Source organism: Rhizobium sp. BK377 (assembly GCF_014193935.1).
Taxonomy (GTDB): Bacteria; Pseudomonadota; Alphaproteobacteria; order Rhizobiales; family Rhizobiaceae; genus Rhizobium.
Genome location: NZ_JACIAC010000001.1, coordinates 1 through 19,526 on the forward strand (window position 1 = coordinate 1; position 19,526 = coordinate 19,526).

The following is a 19,526-nucleotide window of genomic DNA, read 5'->3' on the forward strand; positions in this document are numbered from 1 at the left end:
GGTCGGATCGGGGGCTGCCGTCAGCGCCAGCGGAGATGCTGAGTGTCGCATTTCTAACTGGCTGGCGACGTCGCGCATCTAACCAGCTTTGACAATTCTTGTAGCAGGTACATTCTATTTCCAAGTGCGACATGCCAATGATTTCCATGGCTTCACTTTGGAAATTTTGGCATGTCCCGCTGCTATTCGCAATTGACCCTGGCCGATCGTCGTCGCCTTCATCACCTGGTCGAGCGCAAGGTTCCGATCAATGAGATGGCCCGCCAGCTCGGTCGTCACCGCTCGACCATCTACGCTGAGATCAGGCGATCGCTTCTGTCAAACGACGTATGTTGTTTCGCGCAAACTCGTCTTATAGGCTTGCAGAATATTTTCGGTGTAAAGCCGCTCAATCGCCCGATTTGCGGTGATCGCTGGTCAGGCGGTTGGAATTGACATGATTTCGTTTGCGGATACAGGCAAGGCAAAAACTCTCCATTTTGGGGATCTGACAATCGACGAAGCTTGCATGTTTGCCCATCGCAACGGGCAGACTATCCAATTCACCAGAAACGAGCGCGCCCTGCTGCTCGCTTTCACCAGCAGTCCGCAACGTCTTATGACTCGCAGCCGTCTGCTAGATGAGATCGCTCAGCCGGGCTCCGATTCCTCCGATCGCAATATCGATTTTCTGGTCAACAGGTTGCGGCTGAAGCTGGGTGATAATGCAAAATCACCCATCTATATCGCCACCCAATATGGCGAGGGTTACGTCTGGATCGCGACGCCATCTCGCCGGGGTCCGATCGATGCATTCCTGGTCATCGGCCCAAGCTTCGAGCTTCAGAATCATCCGCTCCGTCAACAAGGCCTGTCCTTGATGGACAAACTTAGCGACATGATTGCTGCAGGTATCGGCATCGGCCGCAGGGTCATTGTTGCCGACAGAAATCTTCTCTCTGCCTATGACAAGTCGCGCTATTTCCTGCAGGTGAGTTTTCACGCCGACACTGGCCGCCTCAATTGTGCGGCCACTCTGCGGGAAATGCCGTCAAAGCGGATCGTGAAAGCGTTTCGTCTGCATCTCGATGTCACAGATAATATCTCATTCGCAAACGAGGCGACGCGCGTATCTCAAGGCGTTGTCGATACTTTGCAACAAGCCCTCGAAGAGGCCTCCAACGGGCTCGGCATACCCTTGGATGAAACGCCTGAAGCCCGGCTCCGAAGGGCCTCAAACCTGCTTTCGACCTCGAATCCGAAGTGGCTGGCAAGCGGCGAGCAAATTGCTAAAGGCCGCTCGCAGGACCCCTTCGATGCCGACGCCGCGATTCAATGGGGCTTGCATCTCTTTGCGCGCCTTGTCCTGACCAGTCCGTTCGATGACGGCATGAGCCTGGAGGAACGCGATCGCATAGAGAGCGAGATCGAAGCGACCGTCCTGGACTGCCTGCCCGAAATCGAGGACAAACCGCTGCTGATGCTGGGCGCCGCCAAGCTTCTCTACTTCATCAACCGGGGCCATCTTGACCTCGCCGAGGAAATTGTCGAGAGCGCCCTCACCCGCACCCAAGACTCCACTGCCGGTCTGCCCATTCTCGGACAGCTGCGATATGCCCGCGGGCGTTTTGATGAAGCTGTCGGAATCTTCGATCAAGGCATTAGAGTGGCCGAACCGGGTTCCGAATTTCACCGCCACATGAGGGTCCTGAAGTGTATCGCAATGCTGGCTGCAGGCCACAGTGCGTCTTCGGCAGCACGGGCCACCGACATGGCTGACCTCGGCTTGGATTGCCCGCCTCAGATTCGCCTGATGATCGGCTGGATGGTCGCGGCGCCCGATCAAAGATTGTCGGATGCCTTGGAACACGCACTTGCGGCACTTGGTCCCGATCACGCTGCCGGCGCGATCGAGTATCTCTACTTTACCTCTGCGCGCCACGTAGCTCTGGAACAGGGTCGTGCAAACGTCATGCGCAACATGATCGCGCATGTGTCACGATTGTACGGGAAACAAATCATTCCTGATTTTGTGCTTCGCAGCATCGGTTCCGTCGCGGCCGTCTAGGCCACCAGCGGCCAATCAGAATATCTGTAGAAGCGCTCGAGAGGCAGCCGCGCCAGCCGCTCGTTCGGATCAATTACGACGCCGGTTTTTTCAATTCTCAAATATTGCACAAACAATTGCCTGATAGCCACGACGGCTGTTGCCGGCCCGAACATCACGTCCTGACTGAGGACGGAAATCACGGACAACTGGTTGAAATTCCCAAGCGCGATGCGTCGAGCAAAACGCGCATTAAACTTTTTGAGGACCATGCGAACATGCCAATTCAAGCCAGGCGTATCCGATACACCATCACACTTTCGGCAGTGCTCCTAAGTGCCGCCAGCGTCCTTCAGGGATGCATTTTGAGCGGGCAAGAACAACAGCGGGTGCAGGAGGAGAGGGACGGAGGAAAGAAATTAATGCAGGACGCACTGAAGGGAGGTTTTGCGCCAAGCGAAGGTGGGTCGGGTCAGACCACCCGGACCACTCCCCCTACTCCGACGACACCGACCACGCCCACCACCCCAGCTGCTCCGAGTGGCTCGCCCAGCACCGGTACCGGCGGGGTTCCACTCTGAAGGCCGCAGCCAAGCTCAAGGTTGTCTGATAATCAGCGGGACGCGGCCCGATCTCCATCTACGCGCCCCGCCGTGTAGCGCCAGAGGGTCGCCCCTCGTCGCCCATCACCGTCCTCGGCCCGGCGGACATGCCAGCCGTCCACGGCGAAGCTACCAATCGACGCCTTCGTTGAACGAAACGCGGCCCGATCGCCGCATCTTCCAGTCGACGTCTCGCCTCTGACAGCCTGACGACATCGTAGCTTTCATCAGCTTTAACAAGTAGCCGGTCCGACGCGCCGCCTGGGACGATTTAGGAAAAGCATCCGTCCCGAAAATAGGCGTTGATGTGAGATGCAACCTAATTGATAGTCTGGCCAACATCACACCGTGCCAACCAGCTAAAGAGAATGCTTTAAACCTGTGAGATTTCAAAGTTTTTTGCGATTCCTGTTGGCGATCGCGCTTGCTGCAACATTTATGTCGGGATTGCCGGCTCGTGCTGAAAGCCCATCCACACCCTGGCCGCAGACGCTCAGCGACCTGCCGGCCGAACCTGGCATCCACTTCGGTACGCTCGAAAACGGCATGCGGTTTGCGATCATGCGCAACGCCACGCCGCCGGGACAGGCGGCGATCCGTTTCCGGATCGGCGCCGGGTCGCTCGACGAGCGGGATGATCAGCAAGGGCTGGCGCATTTCCTCGAACATATGGCCTTCAAGGGCTCGACGCATGTTGCCGGTGACGAGATGATCCGCATCCTGCAGCGCAAGGGCCTGGCCTTCGGGCCGGACACCAATGCCAACACGTCCTATGATGAGACCGTCTACGCACTCGATCTTCCCGAGGTCGATGCGGACACGCTTTCGACCGGCCTGATGCTGATGCGCGAGACGGCGAGCGAGCTGACATTGGATGCCGGCGCCTTCGCCCGTGAGCGTGGCGTCATCCTGTCGGAAGAGCGACTGCGCGACACGCCGCAATATCGCGCCGCTATCGGCGTCACGAACTCCCTGCTTGCTGGCCAGCGCGTGACGATGCGCGCGCCGATCGGCAAGATCGACATTATCAGCAATGCGCCTGTCGATCTGTTGCGTGATTTCTACCATGCGAACTATCGGCCCGATCGCGCCACGCTCATCGTGGTCGGCGATGTCGATCCCACTGCCATGGAACTGGAAATCAGGCAGCGCTTCGGCGATTGGAAGGCCGCTACCCCTGCCCCGCACAGGCCCGATCTAGGCACGCTGAAGCCGAAAGGCGAAAGCGCCGAGGTCATCACCGTTCCAGGCGGCACAACAAATGTCCAGATCGCCTGGACGCGACCCTATGATGCTTCGCCTGACACTTTTGGCAAGCGGCGCCAGCAGCTGGTTGAAGATCTCGGTCTCCTGGTACTCAAACGTCGGCTGGGCGCCATGGCCAGCAGAGCCGATGCACCTTTCATCAGCGCCTCCGTCGGTTCTCAGGATCTGTTCGACTCCGCCCATATCGTTGTCGTCATGGCGAATTCCGAGACAGACAAATGGCAGCAGGCGCTCGTGGCCATCGATCAGGAACAGCGTCGTTTCCAACAATTCGGCGCCGAGCAGACCGAGCTTGATCGCGAAATCGTCGAATATCGCTCTCTCCTTGAAGCCGCCGCCGCCGGTGCTGCGACACGCACGAGCACCGACATCGCTTCCATGCTGGCGAGCAGCGTGGATGACAATCAGGTCTTCACCTCCCCCGCGGAAAATCTTTCGATGTTCGAGACGATCACCAAGGGGCTGACAGCGGCCGAGGTCAACGAGGTTGTCGCAGGTGTCTTTTCCGGGAACGGCCCGCAGCTCGTCCTGCAGACCGCTCAAGCGCCAAAGGGCGGCGCCAGCGGCATCAGACAGGCATATGACGCCTCCCGTGCCGTTCCAGTCACCGCGCCGTCCGCTGCGGCAGCGGTCGTCTGGCCCTATACCCATTTCGGTGAACCTGGCGCTGTCGTCGAACGTCGCGTCGTCGAGGATCTCGGCCTGACTATGGTGCGCTTTGCCAACGGCGTGCGGCTGACCATCAAGCCGACCAAGCTACGCGCCAACGAAGTGCTGGTGCGCGAGGATATTGGTCGCGGCCGGCTGGGATTGCCAAATGACCATCCCCTTGCGATCTGGACATCGCCGGCCGTCGTCCTGTCGGGCACCAAGGCTATGGATTACCCGGATTTACAGAAAGCGCTGGCCGCCAAAATCGCCGGCATCGATTTCTCGGTAGATGACAGCTCCTTCCAGTTCACCGGCCAGACACAGACGGGGGATCTTGCGACGCAATTGCAGATCATGGCAGCTTACACTTCCGATCCCACCTACCGACCGGAAGTTTTCAAGCGAGTCCGACAAGCCTACTTGAACAACCTTGATCAATATGAGGCGACGCCAGGGGCCGTCATCGGCCGCGATTTCGCAGGCCTCGTGCATTCCGGCGACCCGCGCTGGACGTTCCCGGACAAGGCGCAATTGTCCGCCACGAAACTGGAAGATTTCGAAGCGCTGTTCCGGCCGCAAATTTCCGCAGGCCCCATCGATGTCACCATTGTCGGCGACATAACGGCGGACGAGGCAATCCGCCTGACGGCTGAAACCTTCGGGGCTTTGCCGGCTCGCCCGGACGCGACAATAGACAATGTTGCAAACGATGTGCGTTTCCCTGCCCCCACCGAAAAACCCGTCATGCGGACCCATAACGGCCGGGACGATAACGCCGCGGCGATTGTCGCCGCCCCCGTTGGCGATATGCTCTCGGATATTCAGCGGGGCTTTACCGCCAACGTCGCCGGCCAAATCTTCGAAAACAGGCTGATCGACCAGTTCCGCATTGCCGAAGGCGCGACCTATAGTCCACAGGGCGCAATGGACCTGTCGTGGGACATTCCTGGCTATGGCTACGCCTATCTCTATGTCGAGACGACGCCGGACAAGGTCGAGAATTTCTATGCGCTCGTGGACAAGATCGCTGATGATCTCAGGTCAAACGATGTCTCGCCGGACGAACTGGTCAGGGCCCGGGCTCCGATCATCGAAACATTGAAGCATCAGCAGCAGAGTAACGAATATTGGGTGCAGTATCTGAACGGCGCTCAAACCGACCCTCGCCGTTTGGAACGGATACGCGACAATCTCAGCGGCTACGACAAAGTCACCGTCGATGATATCCGCCGATTTGCTATGACCTACTTCCAGCCGGATAAATTCTGGAAATTCGAGGTGCTGCCGGCCGCGGTACGATAGCCACTGCGAGCTTTGAAGGCGGCGGCATGGTCCGGTTTTGCTGGTTTCCGCCTGCAGGGCGTCGCTTTCGGGACGGCGCTCGGATCTTTCTGGTCTACTCTATGACAAGCAATCGCTGCGGGAGGAGCTGTAGCGCGTTGCCTTGATTTCAACGGAGGAGACGGAAATGAGCAAGAACCGTGGCGTCGTCTATTTGCGGCCCGGAAAAGTGGAAGTCCGCGACATCGACGATCCGAAACTCGAGGCGCCGGATGGCCGTCGCATCGAACATGGCGTTATCCTGAAAGTCATCTCCACCAATATCTGCGGCTCAGACCAGCACATGGTGCGCGGCCGCACTACGGCGATGCCGGGCCTCGTGTTGGGACACGAGATTACCGGTGAAATCATTGAAAAAGGCATTGATGTGGAAATGCTCGATGTCGGAGACATCGTGTCCGTGCCCTTCAATGTGGCCTGCGGGCGCTGCCGCTGCTGCAAATCACAGGACACCGGCGTCTGCCTGACGGTCAATCCGTCACGTGCCGGCGGCGCCTACGGCTATGTCGACATGGGCGGCTGGATCGGTGGCCAGGCTCGTTATGTCACGGTCCCCTACGCCGATTTCAACCTCTTGAAAATCCCCGATCGCGACAAGGCGATGGCCAAGATCCGTGATCTCACCATGCTCTCCGATATCCTGCCGACTGGTTTCCACGGCGCGGTCAGAGCCGGCGTCGGCGTCGGCTCTACCGTGTACGTCGCAGGTGCAGGCCCGGTCGGTCTTGCAGCGGCGGCATCCGCCCGCATCCTCGGCGCGGCCGTCGTGATGATTGGCGATTTCAACAAGGACCGCCTCGCCCATGCCAGCCGTGTCGGTTTCGAAGCCATCGATCTGTCGAAGAGCGACCGGCTCGGAGATATGATCGCGCAGGTGGTCGGCACCAATGAAGTGGACAGCGCCATCGATGCCGTCGGCTTCGAAGCGCGTGGACATTCCGGCGGTGAACAGCCGGCGATCGTGCTGAACCAGATGATGGAGATCACCCGCGCCGCCGGCTCCATCGGCATTCCCGGCCTCTACGTCACGGAAGATCCAGGTGCAGTGGACAATGCGGCCAAGCATGGCAGCCTCTCGCTTCGTTTCGGCCTTGGCTGGGCGAAGGCGCAGTCGTTCCATACCGGCCAGACACCGGTGCTCAAATATAACCGCCAGCTCATGCAGGCGATCTTGCATGACCGGCTTCCGATCGCCGACATCGTCAATGCGAAGGTGATTTCGCTTGAGGATGCCGCCCAGGGCTATGAGAGCTTTGACCAGGGTGCGGCGACGAAATTCGTCCTCGATCCGCATGGCACAATCGCCAAGGCGGCCTGATCGATACGATGTGCCGGGGCGGAAACGTCCCGGCATTTCCTATCGGGGTTGGCCACCCCTCCCCCCATACTGAGTTTTCGAGGCTCGCCGCTTCTGGCTCATACGCGCGGTGCTCTGCGCCGCTGCCGGCCCGTCAAGACATCCCCCGCAAATCGATGCGACTTTGCCTGCATTTGCGACGTCATCCTATAATTGGTGGCGCCAAAGCGGACGTCGATCTTCTCTCTGAGCGCGAACCAGTCGCTATAGCGTGTCCGTCAGCGACCACGCGTTCTCGCTTTATTAGCGAGGTCTCCCCGATCCTTCCACTGTCAGCGTGCGACGTCCGTACAATATCGGGTTAATGCCAAAGCATCAGCCGCAATTATCTGTGGAACAATACAATATAGTTAACGCAATCATAACTTTGGCGGATTCTACTGTGAAGCAGGGCTGCGTTTGATGGAATCACTATACGTTGGAAGTAATCTTTTCTACTTCCAAGGGAGGATTGTGAAATGACCCAAGCCACTCGAATTACAGATGTTATCGATTCATTCGGAATCGATACACATATCGACTATACCGATGGAAAATATTCGAATATCGCGGAAGTTGTGAAAGCCCTGGATTATCTTGGCCTCGACACAGTTCGCGACCACGCCCCCACTCCCGCCTCCGACCCTTATGGCCAAGGCCATCTTGGGGATGCGGCAGATGCGGGCGTCAAGTTCGTTTTCGTCTCCGGGCGGGACGATACTCCCGCCACTGTGGTCCAGCGACTGCACGCCTTTGTGGAAGCGCATCCCGGCGCAGTCGTCGGCATTGAAGGCCCGAACGAGGTCAACAACTGGCCGGTGTCCTATAAGGGGCTTTCGGGAGAGGCTGCGGCGCTCGCCTATCAAAAGGACCTGTTCAACGCGGTGAATGCCGATCCGCTGTTGAAGGACATTCCGGTTCTCGGCTTCACCGGTTACACGGTTGCCTCTTCCAACGATTACACGACGATCCACACCTATGCGAAAGAGGGCGACCAGCCCTTCTCCTGGCTCTCGCGTGAATCCGGCGACCAGATGCGGGCCGATCCCGGCAAGCCGCTCACCATCACCGAGATCGGCTATCACACGTCGCTCACCGCCGATACCAACGGCGGGTGGGAGGGCGTCGACGAGACGACGCAGGCAAAACTGCTTCTCAATACACTGATGGACGGCGCTTTTCTCGGATCGGAGGGGACCTTCATCTATCAGCTTCTCGATGCCTATTCCGATCCGGGAGGCGCCGACCAGGAAAAGCATTTCGGGCTGTTTCGGCTGGATTACACCCCGAAGCCGGCGGCAACGGCGATCCACAATCTGACAGACATTCTCGAAGATGACGGCGCGACGCAGGCGACGTTCAATCCGGGGACGCTCAACTACACCATCAACGGGCTACCTTCCACCGCGCGCAGTTATCTGACGGAGAAATCCGACGGAAGCTACCAGATCATTATCTGGAACGAACCCGATATCTGGAACCAGACGACCGACAAAGCGATCCAGGCGACGACGGCCAGCGTCAACGTGAATCTGGGCGGAGCTTTCGGGACGGTGCAGGTCTACGATCCGTTGACGGGCAACGTGCCGATCAAAAGCTTCAGCAACATCTCCTCCCTCAACGTGGATGTGGTCGATCACCCCATCATCATCAACATCGCTGCTCCATCTGCCGCCCTGCAGGAGCCCGGCCACATCTATGGCGGCGGCGGAGACGACACATTCACAGTCACTTCCCCGACCGACATCGTCGATGAAAGCCGCGGCGGTGGAACAGACATCGTCATGTCGTCGATCAGCTTCAGTCTGGCGGATACCGCACATGCGGTCGGCGCCATCGAGAACCTGACGCTGACCGGTAACGCCAACATAAACGCTACCGGCAATGAACTCGGCAATGTTCTCGTCGGCAATAACGGGGACAACGTGCTGGATGGCGGGGCAGGCGCAGACCGGATGACGGGCGGCCGCGGCAACGATACCTACATCGTCGACAACTCCAACGATGTCGTTATCGAGGCTGGCGCGTCCGGCAATGATACCATCAAGTCAACGGTCTCCGTCAGCCTGGCGGATAAGGATCATGTGACCGGCAACGTCGAAAATCTGACCCTCCTCGGGTCGGCAAACATCGATGCGACCGGTACGGTCATGAACAACATCCTTACCGGCAATTCCGGCAACAATATTTTCGACGGCGGCAGAGGCGAAGACCGGATGATTGGCGGCCTCGGCAACGACACCTACAAGGTGGATTCGGCAGGCGACATCGTCGATGAAACAGGCGGCAACGGCAATGATACCGTTAATGCATCCATATCCTACAATCTGGCGAACACGCTTGGTACGGTCGAAAATCTGACGCTTATCGGCACGGGATACATCAACGCCACGGGCGATGGCGGAAACAATGTACTGACCGGCAATGTTGGAGCCAACGTGCTTTCAGGCGGCGCCGGAAACGACCAGCTCATCGGCGGCAATGGCAACGACGTTCTGAACGGCGGAGCTGGAGCCGATCATTTCATCTTCGATCTCAAGCCAAATGCCTACAAAAACATCGACAAGATCGAGGACTTTTCGACAAGCGCCGGCGATAAAATCGTGCTTGACCACGAGGTCTTTGCGGCGATCGATCCCGAGAATTTTTCCGCCGAAAACTTCGTGCCCGGCACCAAGGCCCTGGATGCGAACGATCGTCTGATCTACGATCAATCGACCGGGAACCTCTTCTACGACGCCGATGGAAACGGGCGCGGAGCGGCCGTGCAAGTTGCGACATTTTCCAACCTGGCGCCGCTCCATCATGATGACTTCCTGTTCCTTTGAGAGCAGGCTGGCTATTCAAGCGGCGAACCTGCGTGGGCTCCTTTCCGGAGCCCCTTTTTTTCCTTCTCGCACGCAGATACCGCACCACATTGTCGGTGCGCCCCATCAGACAAGCGCAGAAATCATTGCGCTGTGTCGCCTATATCGTTCACCTCATTGCCGCCTTCCTGACCAACGGCCTGCCACATTTCGTCAACGGCGTCAGCGGCAGGCCCTTTCGAGCGTCTTTCGTTCGGCTGCAGGGTGCTAAGCTCAGTTCACCGGTTACCAATGTCCTCTGGGGCTGGTTCAATTTCCTCGTGGCCTTCCTTCTCTTCGCCAATGTCGGGCCGCTCTATATCGGAACCCCGTCGACGCGATTTTCGTTGCGGCGGGCGCTCTTCTAACCGGTGTGGTGCGGCGCAGATCTTCGGGCGAGACAACGCCTGAACTAGTGACTTGCATGATGCAAGTAACTTCTGTAGTGACTTTCATCATGCAACGAACAAGCTTCGCCAATTTCAAATGCCCGGCCGCCCGCGCGCTCGACAGCGTCGGCGACTGGTGGAGCATGATGATCCTACGCGATGCCTTTCACGGACTGACGCGCTTCGACCAATTCCAGAAAAGCCTTGGCGTGGCGCCCAACATCCTGACGCGGCGGCTCGCGCATCTGGTCGATGAAGGACTGTTCGAAAAGCGCCTCTACAACGAGCGCCCTGCCCGCTACGAATATGTGCTGACGGACAAGGGGCGCGATTTCTTCCCCGTCCTGATGGCCCTGTTTTCCTGGGGACGCCGGCACGTTCCGCAAGAGGATCTTGCGTTCCTGCTCGGCAATGCCGCTTCCGGCGAGGAACGGCAACCCGTGCTGGTGGATGCAGCCAGCGGCGAAGAATTGAAACCCGAAAACACCTGTCTGCTGCCGGGACCGGCTGCTGACGAAGGCGACCGCGAACGGATCGCCCGCATGCGCGCCTACTATCTCGGCATCGACGCGTAGAGCATTTCCAATGCTCTATCTCTTTGTTTTTACGCAGTTCCGAACGCAAACCAGCTCCGCAGTCTTGCTGGAATTGCTTTAGAAAGGAAAAATCCATGGAACGCATTGTTGTCACCGGCATGGGACTTGTTTCGCCGCTTGGCGTTGGCGTCGAGACCGCATGGAACCGGCTCGTCGCTGGCGGTTCGGGCCTGCGCGTTCTCTCCGAAGATATGGTCGGCGATCTCGCCGCCAAGGTCGGTGGGGTCGTTCCCTCCATCAATGAGGATGCCGAAGCCGGTTTCGATCCCGACCGCGCCGTGCCGCCCAAAGACCAGAAGAAGATGGATCGCTTCATCCAGTTCGCTATGATGGCGTCAGACGAAGCGGTGCGCCAAGCCGGCTGGATGCCGGAGAGCGTGGATGCGCGCGAGCGGACGGCGACGATCATCGCCTCCGGCGTCGGCGGCTTTCCGGCGATTGCGGATGCGGTGCGCACGGCTGAGACGCGCGGCGTGAGGCGGCTCTCGCCCTTCACTGTGCCTTCCTTCCTCGTCAATCTCGCGGCCGGTCAGGTGAGTATCCGCTACGGTTTCAAAGGCCCGCTCGGGGCGCCGGTAACGGCCTGCGCGGCAAGCGTTCAAGCCATCGGCGACGCGGCGCGGCTGATCCGCTCCGGTGAAGCTGACGTCGCTATCTGCGGCGGCGCCGAAGCCTGCATCGACAAGGTGAGCCTCGGCGGCTTTGCGGCAGCTCGCGCACTCTCAAGCGGCTTCAATGACCGGCCCGAACTGGCCTCGCGTCCCTTCGACACGGCGCGCGACGGTTTCGTGATGGGCGAAGGGGCCGGCATTCTTGTCATCGAAACACTTGAGCATGCGCTGGTGCGCGGCGCGACACCTCTTGCCGAACTCGTCGGCTACGGCACGGCCGCCGACGCCTACCATATGACGGCTGGACCAGAAGACGGCGACGGTGCACGCCGGGCGATGGAAGCGGCATTACGGCAGGCCGGTATCCCGGCCTCGGAGGTCAAGCATCTCAATGCGCATGCGACCTCGACACCGGTTGGTGACAAGGGCGAGATCGCTGCAATCGGAACAGTCTTTGGCCGCGATGGCAGCGTTGCCGTCAGCGCAACCAAATCGGCGACGGGTCATCTTCTGGGTGCTGCAGGCGGGCTCGAAGCGATCTTCACGATTCTCGCACTGCGCGACCAGATCGCTCCGCCGACGCGCAATCTGGAAACGGCCGATCCGGCGGCCGAAGGCATCGATCTCGTGGGCAAGGTGGCGCGCAAGGTAGGGATGGAATATGCGATCACCAACGGCTTCGGTTTCGGCGGCGTCAATGCCAGCGCCCTCTTCCGCCGCTGGTCCTGAGTCCTGGTTTATCGGGCTCTTTCCTTGCGCGCAAAATAGCCTACACTTCTGCTGACATAGCCGGAGATGATCCTATGCGCGCCTTCTTCGCAGTGCTGGTTCTGTGTGCTGTATCCATGATGTCAGGCATGGCCGCCCGCGCCGAAGATCCCGTGCAGGCAACACAGACGATGATCGAGGAGCAGATCAGGGCATTCCTCAAGGACGATGCGGATACCGCCTATTCGTTTGCTGCGCCTGGCATTAAGGCCATGTATCCAGACAAAAACGTCTTCTTCGCGATGGTGAAGAAAAGCTACGAGCCGGTCTATCACCCCGGCAACTATGCCTTCGGTCGCAGCAGATCGATCGACGACGGAGCAATGATCTATCAGGAGGTGCTGATCTCAGGTCGGGACGGCAAGGACTGGACGGCGATCTATCAGGTCGCTCGTCAGCCTGATGGTAGCTTCAAGATCAACGGCGTGCAGATCGTGCCAAACGCCGACAGCAAGGGCATTTGATCAGACGGGCTCGAGATCACCCCTCGCCCATTCCTCGATCGTCTCGGCCATGAAATCGGCGAAGCGACCTTCGGCAATCGCCTTGCGGATGCCCTGCATCAGTTCCTGATAGTAGTTCAGATTATGCCAGGAGAGCAGCATGCCGCCGAGTGCCTCGTTGGCGCGGACGAGGTGATGGAGATAAGCGCGCGAATAATCGCGTGTCGCCGGGCAGTTCGACTGTTCGTCGAGCGGGCGCATGTCTTCTGCGTGGCGGGCGTTGCGGATATTGACCTTGCCGCGGCGGGTGAAGGCCAGACCATGGCGGCCCGAGCGGGTTGGCATTACGCAGTCGAACATATCGATGCCGCGGGCGACGGATTTCAGAATATCATCAGGCGTGCCGACGCCCATCAGGTAGCGCGGCTTCTCGCCGGGCAAGACCGGTAGCGTCGTTTCCAGCATCTTCAGCATCACGTCCTGCGGCTCGCCGACCGCAAGGCCACCGACGGCGTAGCCCTTCAGATCGAGCTTTGCCAGTTCCTCGGCAGAGCGGACACGCAGGGCCGGCACGTCGCCACCCTGGACGATACCGAACATCGCCTTGCCAGGCTGGTTGCCGAAAGCGACCTTGCACCGCTCGGCCCAGCGCAACGAGAGCTCCATGGCGCGCTCGATTTCCTTGGGCTCGGCCGGCAATGCCACGCATTCATCGAGCTGCATCTGGATATCGGAGCCGAGCAGCCCCTGGATTTCGATGGAGCGCTCCGGTGACATATGGTGCAGGCTGCCGTCGACATGCGACTTGAAGGTGACGCCCTGCTCATCGAGCTTGCGCAGGCCGGACAGAGACATGACCTGAAAGCCACCGGAATCCGTCAGGATCGGATGCTCCCAGCGGATGAGCTTGTGCAGGCCGCCGAGGCGGGCGACACGCTCCGCCGTCGGGCGCAGCATCAGGTGGTAGGTATTGCCGAGGATGATGTCGGCACCCGTCTCGCGCACCTGGTCGAGATACATGGCCTTGACCGTGCCGACCGTACCGACCGGCATGAAGGCCGGTGTGCGGATCGTGCCGCGCGGCATGGAAACTTCACCGAGGCGCGCGCCGCCATCGGTCTTCTTGAGGGTGAACTGGAAGTTCTCAGTCGTCATCGATCTTTCCGGAAAAGAAGGCTCGCGTCGCCGTAGGAATAGAAGCGGTAGCCTGTCGAAATGGCATGCGTATAGGCCGCGTGCATGGTCTCGAAACCGGCAAAGGCCGAGACCAGCATGAAGAGTGTAGAGCGCGGCAGGTGGAAATTGGTCATCAGTATATCGACCGCCTTGAAGCGGTAACCAGGCGTGATGAAGATGCCTGTCGCGCCCGCCCAGGGTCTGATCTCGCCGCTCTCTTCGGCGGCGCTCTCGATCAGCCGGAGCGAGGTCGTGCCGACGCAGACGATGCGTCCGCCCCTTGCCTTGACGGCATTCAGCTTCGCAGCGATCTCGGCGCTGACATAGCCGCTTTCGAGATGCATCTTGTGGTCGTCGGTATCGTCGGCCTTGACCGGCAGGAAGGTGCCGGCGCCAACGTGAAGCGTCACGAAATGCCGTTCGATGCCAGCCTTGTCGAGCGCCTCGAACAGATCAGGTGTGAAATGCAGGCCGGCGGTCGGGGCGGCGACAGCTCCTTCCTCCCGCGCATAGATCGTCTGGTAGTCGGCACGGTCGCGCTCATCCTCCGGCCGCTTGGCGGCGATATAGGGCGGCAGCGGAATATGGCCGACGCTGGCAATCGCCTCGTCCAATGCGGGTCCGGAGAGACCGAAGGCAAGCGTTACCTCACCCGCCTCACCCTTTTCTTCGACGGTCGCATCGAGTGAGCCGATCATGCAGCTTTCGCCGCCATGGCCGAAGGCGATACGGTCGCCCTCCTTGATGCGTTTTCCGGGCTTGGCGAAGGCCTTCCATTTGTTGGCGCCGATCCGCATGTGGAGTGTGGCCGAAACCTGCTGGCCGCCGGCGCCCTCGCGATGGCGAATGCCTTCGAGTTGGGCCGGAATGACCTTGGTATCGTTGAAGACCAGCGCATCGCCTGCCTGCAGGAAAGAGGGCAGATCCGAGACGCGGTGATCGGAAAGCACTGTCCGCGCATTCGGATCGACGACGAGCAGCCGCGCGCTGTCGCGCGGCTCGGCGGGCCGCAGCGCAATGCGTTCATCCGGCAGGTCGAAATCGAAGAGGTCTACGCGCATCGAGGCACTTTCAGGCAAAGCGAAACCCGCCCCGCGCTCGCGCGCAAGGGCGGGTTCCAGCAGAAATCACAATCAGACGTCGGCGGCAACCCGCATGGAGACGATCGAATCCGGATCGGAAACGGGTTCGCCCTTCTTGATCTTGTCAATATTGTCCATGCCTTCGATGACCTGGCCCCAGACGGAATACTGCTTGTTCAGCCACGGAGCATCGGTGAAGCAGATGAAGAACTGGGAGTTGGCCGAGTTGGGGCTCTGCGAACGAGCCATCGAGCAGGTGCCGCGGACATGCGGCGTTGCAGAGAATTCAGCCTTTAGATCATCCTTCGAAGAGCCGCCCATGCCGGCGCGACCTGGGTTGAAGTTCTCTCCGCCCTTCTTGCCGAACTGCACGTCACCCGTCTGCGCCATGAAATCGGCGATGACGCGGTGGAAAACGACACCGTCATAAGCCTTCTCGCGGGCGAGTTCCTTGATGCGCTTGACATGCTCGGGGGCCACCTGCGGCAGAAGCTGGATGACAACCTTGCCCTTGGTGGTTTCCAGAATGATGGTGTTTTCCGGATCCTTGATCTCGGCCATTGTCGTTCTCCTTGTTATCTTGAACTTACTTCTTGCCCAGCGTGACCTTGATCATGCGATCGGGATTGCTGACTTCGCCGTTCTGGCCTTCGCCCTTCTTGATTTTGTCGACGTTTTCCATGCCGGAGACAACCTTGCCGACAACCGTGTACTGGCCGTTCAGGAAGGAGCCGTCAGCGAACATGATGAAGAACTGCGAGTTGGCGGAATTCGGATCCTGGGCGCGCGCCATGCCGACCGTGCCACGGACGAAGGGTGTCTTGGAAAATTCTGCCGGAAGGTCAGGCAGATCGGAGCCGCCGGTGCCAGCCTGGCTCGCATCGAAGTTCTTTTCCATGTTGCCGTATTTCACGTCGCCGGTCTGGGCCATAAAGCCGGGGATGACACGGTGGAAGGCGACATTATCGTATTCACCCTTCTTCACCAGCGCTTCGATCTGCGCAACGTGCTTTGGCGCGACGTCAGGCAGGAGCTGGATCACGACCGGGCCGCTCTTCAGCTGAATGGTGACGTAGTGATCGGCAGCCTGCGCAAAGGCGTCCCCCGCGAAAGAAGCGAAATACAGCACGCCGGCAAATGCAAGATAGAAGAGTTTCATGTGGGCTCCATTGAGGCGGTTTCCGCCTAGTCTTTGCGCTTGGATTTCAGGGCTTTCAACACGGCCGCCGGTACGAAGGCGCTGACATCTCCGCCCATGGCCGCGATCTGGCGCACCAATGTGGCGGTAATGGGCCGCGAGGCTGTGCCTGCCGGCAAAAAGATGGTCTGGATATCGGGCGCCATCTGCCGATTCATCCCAGCCATCTGCATTTCATAATCGAGATCGGTGCCGTCACGCAGGCCGCGGATAAGCAGGCTTGCGCCATGCGCGCGCGCAGCATCGACGACGAGATTGTCGAAGGAGACGACATCGATAAGCGCGCTCTTTTCCGGCAGCACTTCGGCGAGCGACGCGCGGATCAGTTCGGCCTTTTCGTTGAAGGAAAAGAGCGCTGTCTTACCGGGGTGGATACCGATTGCGACAATCACCTTTTCGGCGACGTTGAGCGCCTGCACCAGCACGTCAACGTGTCCGTTGGTGATCGGGTCGAAGGACCCCGGATAGAAAGCTGTGGTCATTTGGTCCGGCCGTTCGTTTGACGCCTTTTGTCATGGAAGCCGTTTTCCCGCAAGTCAATTAGCCATGCCGTCAGAGACGGCTGAACGATGAATGAACGGCACGTTCAAGGCCCGCTCAGACGCGATCTGCTTTACTCAGATCATCGACACAGAAGCTACCGGTCCCGGTAGCGTCATCCCCGGAAAGACCCTGATCATGCTGATCATCCTCATTGCAATAGCCGTTATTTTTTCGGTATTTGCAGAGCTTTTCTATGGTTACTTCGCAGATCGGCATCAGCTTGGCTGGGTGCGCCCGGAAGTCAATGAACATGCAGCCATCATGCGCCAGCTTGGACGCATGCGTTCTAATCGATTTGAATTCTGAACGGCAGATGAACACGACATTCAAGGTCGCTTCAGAACACCATTGGTAAACCCCCGTCAACATCCGGCGGGAACCTTTTAAAGACGGATGCGTTCACATGATCGACACATACGAGAAGCGGCAACGCGGCAGGAAGGGAATTAAGATGCCTGGCAAGATCACCATGATCAACATGCTCTGGATGGTAATGATTACGGGCATGCTGACTGCCACAATCGCTCTCTATGACAACCAGAAGGTTGATGCTTCCAAAGTCTATGGCCCGTTCGCTTCGGCACGCACCGTAAGCGTACTCGGTCAGTACTAAGGGGCGTTAACGCAACTCCCTATAGAAAGGAACGGCCATGTTCACGATCCTGACAGTTCTCACAGCACTCATCAGTATCATGTTCATAGTGTCCGTTACTTCGACGATTTCCGCGCTACGCCGTGAAAGCGAGGAAGTGAAATCGCTCAACAAGAAGCATAGCGCTTTCTAAAGCCGCTCCTGCAGCGCAAAGCATGAATGCAAGCCGGATGTTCTGCATCCGGCTTTTCTCATCGCGAAGATGCAGGCCGTAGCGCCAGACAGCCGCTCTTACGCAGCGGCAGAACAAGAAGCGCCCCCTTGCCATAGAGCGCACGCACATAGTCGCTGCGTTCGCTTGTGACGACGGCAAAGCTCCTGCCCCACCGCAGGATGGAGGCACCTTCGGGCAATGAGCCGGGTTCAATGCTGCCGGCGGGAAAGACCATGGCAGCTGGCGCCTCGCCCGTTGCCGCAAAGACCACAGCAAACAGCACGAAGACTGCAGCGACGACCGCAATCGAAGTGCCTGTCCTGCGTGCCAAGCGTGTGATCAAAGAGCGACCTGTCCGATGGTTCAGAAATCGAATATATGCTCGAGGCCGGGATCGGCAATCGGCCGGTCTTTGAGCAGCGGCGCCAGATCAGCTATCCTGACTGACAGAAGCAGGCGGTCGCTGTCAAAACCGGTGCGAGGCAGGCGGGCGATCACCTCGCCGGCCAGATTGCCTTGCTCCATCCCTGAAGGCATGGTTAGCGACACCATGATTTCGTCGTTGCCGGCAATCTCGCGGATTGTGCCGCCGGCCTTCGCGATCTCCGCAAGGATACGTGTGAAGCGGTCGTAGCGCGGCGTTTCGATCAGTACACCATCAGCACTTTCCGAAATGACCGATACATCGGGAATTGTCGAAAGCGTGTTCGCCGGCAGCCCTGATACGACCGATCGGATCGTTAGCTTCGCCTCGCCCGTTGCCGCAACAGCGCTGGCAATCATGCCGGCATAGCCAATTTTGGCACGCCACTCGCCGCCGAGTGCCAGACGGCGCTCCCAGCCACGCAGCGGCTCTTCCACAGGTGCGGCCCAAAGCCTGTCGATCCAGGGTTGAAAGGGATATTTGTACCATGGGGTCTGACGCAGGAAGGCGGCATAATCGATTGCCATCTCGCGGGCAACGATATCCTGCGGCGTCTTTTCGCTGCCGCGCCAGAGCGCAAAAAGCCGGCCGACCGTTTCCTCATAGGTCGCCTTCAGGCCCATTTCGAGGGTGAAGCTGACACCGATGGTGGCGATCATCATTCGCGTCTCGCTGTCAGCGCCGCCGTGGCGATCGGCAATACGGGTCAGCGCACAGTCTGCGACCCAGAAATCCCTCACGCTGGAGACATAGCCGAAGCCATGTTCGTCGCCCGTCTTCAGGGTTTCGGCGAGGCCGTCATAGGCATAGACGATATGCCACTCCGGATAGGTGAGATAGGTATTGGCCTCCTGCCGGTGGGATTCGGGATCCGATATCAGCGGCTTATAGCTGTCAGGCTCAGGGTCGGCATGGCAGAAGGTTTCGACATAGGCAACGGGGCTGAGCAGCAGCAGGACGGCGACGACGAGAACCGCGAGGAGCCAGCCGATGATCTTCAGAAGGCGCCGCATCACGGGGCCTCCCGGCGGAAGATATAGCTGGATGCGAGCCCCACACCGCCAAGAAAGAGATGCGGCAGGTTGGCGAGGACCTTGAACGTAAAGGGAAGATCCTGAATGCCGTAGTTGACGATGCCGAGATCAAGATAGCCCGACCCGGTGACCAGTCCAAGCAGGCCATCGCTAAAATAGAGCAGGCCGAAATAGAAAAGGAAGGCTCGGGATGCACGGGCAGACAGGAAGGCTGCGATGCCGGCCCAGGCGGCCGAGGCCAGATGCAGGCTGTCGTCATAGATATCGAGCGCGAAAATCCCGAAAGCGCGCCCCTCCGCATCCGTCAGTCCCGGAATGTAATTCAACGCTGCTGCAAAGAGCAGAGCCGCCGTATAAAGCGCGGCAATCAGCCGAAGCCTGGACATCA

At 59.2% G+C, this 19,526-nt stretch carries 19 protein-coding genes and 2 pseudogenes; 12 read left to right on the top strand and 9 right to left on the bottom strand.

Annotated features, from left to right (window positions below; translation table 11 throughout):
- Nucleotides 1-171: 171 nt before the first annotated feature.
- Both FHT92_RS00005 and FHT92_RS00010 read left to right on the top strand, forming a co-directional pair.
- Nucleotides 172-312, top strand: a pseudogene (locus FHT92_RS00005) (helix-turn-helix domain-containing protein); the annotation flags it as partial.
- A 124-nt stretch (nt 313-436) separates the two neighbouring features.
- Nucleotides 437-2,047, top strand: coding sequence for a winged helix-turn-helix domain-containing protein (locus tag FHT92_RS00010; protein WP_183821758.1), 1,611 nt, complete (start codon nt 437-439; stop codon nt 2,045-2,047).
- Here FHT92_RS00010 and FHT92_RS00015 read toward each other — a convergent pair.
- Nucleotides 2,044-2,298, bottom strand: coding sequence for a hypothetical protein (locus tag FHT92_RS00015; RefSeq protein ID WP_183821760.1), 255 nt, complete (start codon nt 2,296-2,298; stop codon nt 2,044-2,046). The genes FHT92_RS00010 and FHT92_RS00015 overlap by 4 nt on opposite strands.
- 768 nt (nt 2,299-3,066) lie before the next feature.
- Here FHT92_RS00015 and FHT92_RS00020 point away from each other — a divergent pair.
- The 7 genes and pseudogenes from FHT92_RS00020 (at nt 3,067) to FHT92_RS00050 (ending at nt 12,896) form a co-directional block, all read left to right on the top strand.
- A complete protein-coding gene (locus FHT92_RS00020) occupies nt 3,067-5,847 on the top strand; it encodes a M16 family metallopeptidase (RefSeq protein WP_246735105.1) in 2,781 nt (926 codons plus the stop codon).
- A gap of 166 nt (nt 5,848-6,013) precedes the next feature.
- Entirely contained in the window at nt 6,014-7,204 is a 1,191-nt protein-coding gene (gene fdhA / locus FHT92_RS00025) for a formaldehyde dehydrogenase, glutathione-independent (RefSeq protein WP_183747216.1), read from the top strand.
- 497 nt (nt 7,205-7,701) lie between these two features.
- A complete protein-coding gene (locus tag FHT92_RS00030) occupies nt 7,702-10,050 on the top strand; it encodes a calcium-binding protein (protein WP_183821764.1) in 2,349 nt (782 codons plus the stop codon).
- Between the two features lie 125 nt (nt 10,051-10,175).
- Nucleotides 10,176-10,465, top strand: a pseudogene (locus FHT92_RS00035) (hypothetical protein); the annotation flags it as partial.
- 60 nt (nt 10,466-10,525) lie between these two features.
- The gene (locus FHT92_RS00040; protein ID WP_183747607.1) at nt 10,526-11,032 is read left to right on the top strand and encodes a winged helix-turn-helix transcriptional regulator; all 507 of its coding nucleotides are present in this window, start codon (nt 10,526-10,528) and stop codon (nt 11,030-11,032) included.
- 95 nt (nt 11,033-11,127) lie between these two features.
- On the top strand, nt 11,128-12,393 hold the full coding sequence (gene fabF, locus FHT92_RS00045) for a beta-ketoacyl-ACP synthase II (RefSeq protein ID WP_183821766.1): 1,266 nt from the start codon (nt 11,128-11,130) through the stop codon (nt 12,391-12,393).
- A gap of 74 nt (nt 12,394-12,467) precedes the next feature.
- Entirely contained in the window at nt 12,468-12,896 is a 429-nt protein-coding gene (locus FHT92_RS00050) for a DUF4864 domain-containing protein (protein WP_183821768.1), read from the top strand.
- Here the strand turns inward: FHT92_RS00050 and tgt are convergent, their stop codons facing one another.
- The 5 genes from tgt to coaD all read right to left on the bottom strand — a co-directional run bounded on the left by tgt (nt 12,897) and on the right by coaD (nt 16,813).
- On the bottom strand, nt 12,897-14,030 hold the full coding sequence (tgt, locus tag FHT92_RS00055; protein ID WP_183821770.1) for a tRNA guanosine(34) transglycosylase Tgt: 1,134 nt from the start codon (nt 14,028-14,030) through the stop codon (nt 12,897-12,899).
- A complete protein-coding gene (gene queA / locus FHT92_RS00060; RefSeq protein ID WP_183821772.1) occupies nt 14,027-15,112 on the bottom strand; it encodes a tRNA preQ1(34) S-adenosylmethionine ribosyltransferase-isomerase QueA in 1,086 nt (361 codons plus the stop codon). Before queA ends, tgt begins: the two co-directional genes overlap by 4 nt.
- A 72-nt stretch (nt 15,113-15,184) precedes the next feature.
- A complete protein-coding gene (locus FHT92_RS00065; RefSeq protein WP_037106039.1) occupies nt 15,185-15,694 on the bottom strand; it encodes a peptidylprolyl isomerase in 510 nt (169 codons plus the stop codon).
- Nucleotides 15,695-15,719: 25 nt separating this feature from the next.
- Nucleotides 15,720-16,292 carry a peptidylprolyl isomerase gene (locus tag FHT92_RS00070; RefSeq protein WP_183747237.1) on the bottom strand — a complete coding sequence of 191 codons (573 nt, stop codon included), beginning with the start codon at nt 16,290-16,292 and terminating at the stop codon, nt 15,720-15,722.
- Nucleotides 16,293-16,318: 26 nt separating this feature from the next.
- Nucleotides 16,319-16,813, bottom strand: a complete 495-nt coding sequence (coaD, locus tag FHT92_RS00075) for a pantetheine-phosphate adenylyltransferase (protein WP_183821774.1) — start codon at nt 16,811-16,813, stop codon at nt 16,319-16,321.
- A gap of 91 nt (nt 16,814-16,904) precedes the next feature.
- Between coaD and FHT92_RS00080 the strand changes: the two genes are divergently transcribed.
- From FHT92_RS00080 to FHT92_RS29585, 3 genes are all read left to right on the top strand, one after another.
- A complete protein-coding gene (locus FHT92_RS00080; protein ID WP_183821776.1) occupies nt 16,905-17,180 on the top strand; it encodes a hypothetical protein in 276 nt (91 codons plus the stop codon).
- 97 nt (nt 17,181-17,277) lie between these two features.
- A complete protein-coding gene (locus FHT92_RS00085) occupies nt 17,278-17,487 on the top strand; it encodes a hypothetical protein (RefSeq protein ID WP_183747620.1) in 210 nt (69 codons plus the stop codon).
- Nucleotides 17,488-17,524: 37 nt separating this feature from the next.
- A complete protein-coding gene (locus FHT92_RS29585) occupies nt 17,525-17,659 on the top strand; it encodes a hypothetical protein (protein WP_281413008.1) in 135 nt (44 codons plus the stop codon).
- Between the two features lie 58 nt (nt 17,660-17,717).
- On the opposite strand, the gene FHT92_RS00090 is transcribed toward FHT92_RS29585, so the two are convergent.
- Genes FHT92_RS00090 through FHT92_RS00100 form a run of 3 tightly spaced genes read right to left on the bottom strand, consistent with a single transcriptional unit; the run spans nt 17,718 to nt 19,524 of the window.
- Nucleotides 17,718-18,011: a hypothetical protein gene (locus FHT92_RS00090; protein WP_246735107.1), complete on the bottom strand. Its 294-nt coding sequence runs from the start codon at nt 18,009-18,011 to the stop codon at nt 17,718-17,720.
- 32 nt (nt 18,012-18,043) lie between these two features.
- Entirely contained in the window at nt 18,044-19,117 is a 1,074-nt protein-coding gene (locus tag FHT92_RS00095) for a hypothetical protein (protein ID WP_183821780.1), read from the bottom strand.
- Nucleotides 19,117-19,524, bottom strand: a complete 408-nt coding sequence (locus tag FHT92_RS00100; protein WP_183821782.1) for a hypothetical protein — start codon at nt 19,522-19,524, stop codon at nt 19,117-19,119. Before FHT92_RS00100 ends, FHT92_RS00095 begins: the two co-directional genes overlap by 1 nt.
- Nucleotides 19,525-19,526 lie beyond the last annotated feature (2 nt).